The sequence below is a fragment of the uncultured Gimesia sp. genome (genome assembly GCF_937919775.1).
Classification (GTDB): domain Bacteria; phylum Planctomycetota; class Planctomycetia; order Planctomycetales; family Planctomycetaceae; genus Gimesia.
Map to the genome: position 1 here is coordinate 1 of NZ_CALFPF010000358.1, position 3,912 is coordinate 3,912.

General features: G+C 52.8%; 2 protein-coding genes. Both read right to left on the reverse strand.

Translation table 11 applies throughout. The annotated features are described in order from the left end of the window. Window positions 1–547 (reverse strand): DUF1501 domain-containing protein (locus Q0294_RS09945; RefSeq protein WP_299464175.1); only part of this gene is annotated, 547 nt, incomplete at its 3' end. A 9-nt stretch (window positions 548–556) separates the two neighbouring features. Further along, window positions 557–3,784 carry a DUF1553 domain-containing protein gene (locus Q0294_RS09950; RefSeq protein ID WP_299464178.1) on the reverse strand — a complete coding sequence of 1,076 codons (3,228 nt, stop codon included), beginning with the start codon at window positions 3,782–3,784 and terminating at the stop codon, window positions 557–559. Between the last annotated feature and the right edge of the window lie 128 nt (window positions 3,785–3,912).

Sequence of the window (3,912 nt, forward strand, 5' to 3'; positions counted from 1 at the left end):
GCATATGCCGCCCGGAATGGAATTGCACCTGCGCACCGTGATTGTCATCCGTCGTCCACATGGAACGCACGATGGAAATGTCATCCACAGAGTTGCCAATATGGGGAAACCAGTCGCTGACTTCGATACCACTCTCGCCATATTTTTTGAAACCGACCTGCAGCGGATACACCTTGTTCCGTTGTTGGCCGTTAGCATCGTTGACGACGACCACGCGCACCCGTTTCAGTTTTTCAGACTCTTGCACGCCTTTCCAGGGAGTTTCATTAATCGATTTTCCCGCGTATTTAGTCAGCATCGGCTTGGGGTCGAAACTTTCCATATGGCTGACGCCCCCCCGCATGAACATCCAGATGACGCTCTTCGCTTTCGGGGGAAAATGTGGTTTTCCATCAGGTGGAAGATGCGCGGTCGCCGCCTGAGCGCGATCCTCATCCTGTAATAAAGCAGCCAGCGAAATTCCTGCGAGACCGGAACTGAGGCTCGTCAGAAAATTGCGGCGGGGAAGTTCGCCTGCGATGTTCTGAAATGGATGTTGTAAATTCATGACGCACCTTCAACGAATCGTAATGAAATCGTTATGGTTGAGTAACGCGTGAACCAGATTTTCACGCGATCGCTGTGTCGGATTCTTAAACTGTTTCGCTTTCAATGCGGACTGTGTTTCCGCCAATGCGCCCAGGCAAAGGGCGGATTCCTGCGGCGTGGGCGCCACACAGAGAATTTTCTCATAAGCAAGTATGATGAATTCGGGATCGCTGATTTCAGGTTGTTCTGCGTGAATTCGTTCGGTAATGGTGCGGGCCATCTGCAGAGAGACTTTACTGTTGGCCAGAGCCAATGCCTGCTGCGGAACCACACTTTGATTCCGGCGATAGCAGGCAAAAATGTCCGCCGCATCAAACATACTGAGGAACTTATCGTTGTCATCGCGGGAGGTCGTAAAATAGAGGCTGCGGCGTTTACTGTCGGGGTTTTTGTCCGGATCGATCGTCGGCCCGCCTCTGGTCAGATCCAGTTCCCCGGCCAGATGGAGCAGACTGTCCCGGATCACCTCCGATTCCATGCGCACCATATTGCGCCGCCAGTAGTATTGATTCTCCGGATCTTTTTCCTGTGTGTGGGAATTCGCGTCGATGGTAGAACTGCCGAGTTGATAGGCCTGGGAGGTGACCATCAAGGCGTGCAGATGTTTCATGCTCCAGTTGTGTTCCATGAACTCAACCGCAAGCCAGTCCAGCAGCTGGTGTTGAATCGGCTGTTTTGCACGCAGTCCGAAATCGGTGACATCATCCACCAGCGGCTGACCGAAGTGTCTCAACCAGATATGATTGACAGCAACGCGGGCCGCCAATGGATTTTGACGATGCGTAATCCAGCGGGCAAATGCCGAACGACGCCCGGTGCTGGTTTCGGGATAAGGCTGATAACGGGATTCGTCCTTTTCCGCGGGTCCTTCCAACGCTTTGAGTGAAGCACGAAGCGGCGTGTATTTATCTCCCGGTTTGCTGATCGCCTGCTTTGCTGTCTCAACCTGTTTCTGAGCGGCTGCAATTTCTGTCTCGACTTTTTTCTTAGCCGCGTCGTCTGTCGCTGTTTCGCGCTTTTCTTCCGCCTGAGCCAGTTTTCCTTCTGCGACTGCCAATTCATGTTTCCTGGCAGCCAGAGCGGCGGCCTGTTTTAGAGCTGTTTGCTCGGCCTCTGATTGATCGGTATACCGGGCTTTATCAGCCGCGAAAGCGGTCTGTAACGTTTCTTTATAGAGTTGCGCGGTTCTCAAGGAGACTTCGGCGGCTTTCGATTTTGCTTTCACCAGAGTCAATGAAGGCTGTGCAGATTGTTTGCCGTCGATCATGGTCTCATCGGCCGAGAGCGAACTGATATTAATCATCTCAAATTCGGCAGCGGCGTCGAACGCCAGCAGATCGATTTTCCCGGACTCGCGTTGCAGCGGAACTCGGTAGGAGATGGCGTGCTCTCCATTCAGAGACACATTCACCAGTTGGTCGCGGACTTTAATTTCCAGTTCGTAGGGTTCGTTCAGATTGACTTCACATCCATGGTGCGCATCGGCGGGATATACGGATTTGGAACCTTCATTGTATGAGATCTGCAGCTTGGAGCCCGGCTTGACCGCGCTGAGATAGATCATCTTTTCCCGCTGACCGTTGACATCAAAAGCAAGCCCGACCGAACGCCATTTATCGCCGCCGGTGGTTTTGAATTTGAAGTTCGCTTTAAAATTCTGCGGATGATCCTGCTGCGAACGCAGATAAGCGCGGCCGTAACCCGTTTTGGTCTGTATCAGTTTGCCGTCCTGATAAGCCCACTGGCCGGGGCCCGTCGTCCAGAGTTCCGGATTGGCTTGCTTAAAATCGTCCACCAGGAAGGGCGTTGCTTTCTCGTCCGACTTCTGCTCAGCCAGTTCGGTTTGTGATTTTTGTTCCAGCTTCGCCAGTTGCTGCTGCGTCTGCTGAACCGTTTTTTGGGCAGCAGCGATTTTTGCATCCGCGACTTTAAGCTGGTCTTGCAGAACAAAATCTTGCAGAGCCGGATGATGCGCCGCTGGTGGCAGAGTCACCGGAGTAATCTGAAAGGAATCGAATGAAAACAGTTCGGGAGGGGCAGGTTTCAGTTCCCGGCTTTGATCGGGTTTTTTCTCATCGCCACGAATATGCAGGTAGGTTTTAGTATCAGCGTGCGCATCGAAGATCCGGGGCAAGCCATTTTTTTCCAGATCCGTTTCGCCGGGAAGCGCATCGAGACGCACCTGATACGGTTCGAAAATCGCTCGCATCTGATAATAATCCAAGTGTGTCAGCGGATCGTACTTGTGATCGTGACATTTGGCGCAATTCATCGTCAGCCCCAGAAATGCCTTCGACGTATGTTCCAGAGTGCTGTCGAGCCAGGTCGTGCGGTTAAAGAGATAATAATGTCGCGCCAGAAAACCGGTCGCCCGCAGTGCTTCGTGGTCGGTCGGTTTGAGTTCATCGGCGGCGAGCATGTCCTGCACCATCTCGGCATAACTGCTGTCCCGATTCAACGACTCTATAATCCAGTCGCGCCAATGCCAGATATGTTTCTGGCTGTATCGCAACTGTTCTCCCAGCCCGTACCAGTCGGTGTATCTCCAGATATCCATCCAGTGACGGCCCCAGCGTTCGCCGTATTGCGGACTCGCTAATAATTTTTGAACGACTTTTTCATAAGCATTACTGTCAGAATCATTCAGAAAGTCCTGAAGCTCTGCCTGTGTCGGCGGCAAACCGATCAGGTCCAGATAAACGCGTCGTAACAAGACCCGTTTCGACGCCGGTTTCACCGTGACGAGTCCCTGCTGTTTCCGCTGTGCCGCCAGAAAGGCGTCGATCGGATTTAAAACCGCAGCGTCAGAGGTGATCTGTGGGACGTCCGCTTTGAGCGGTGGCTGAAACGACCAGTGATCTTTGGGACTGCCGGGAATTTCTTCTTTGGGCGAGACCGCGCCTCCTTGGATCCAGGCTTTGATTAATTCGATTTCATGATCAGACAGCCGGGAACCTTCCTGCGGGGGAGGCATCTGCTCGTCTTCTGTAGCGAGGATGCGCTGCAGCAGCAGACTTTCATCCACTTTGCCGGGGACAATGACCGCGCCGCTGTCCCCCCCCTTCAGCATCAGATCGCGCGTTTCCAACCGCAGTTCCGACTCCTGTTTGAGCGAACTGTGGCAGGCGTAACATTTCTCGGCCAGGATCGGTTTGATCTGTTTGAGATAATCAATGCCTTCCGCGCCAGACGACACGCGCGCGGAAAACAATCCCAGCAGACAGAGGCCGAAAACAGACGCGGAACGAATTATCCTATGATGTTGTAGTCTCATACATTAATATGTACCAAGGAATGGAAAGCCTGATAAGCCCTTACTTTTGA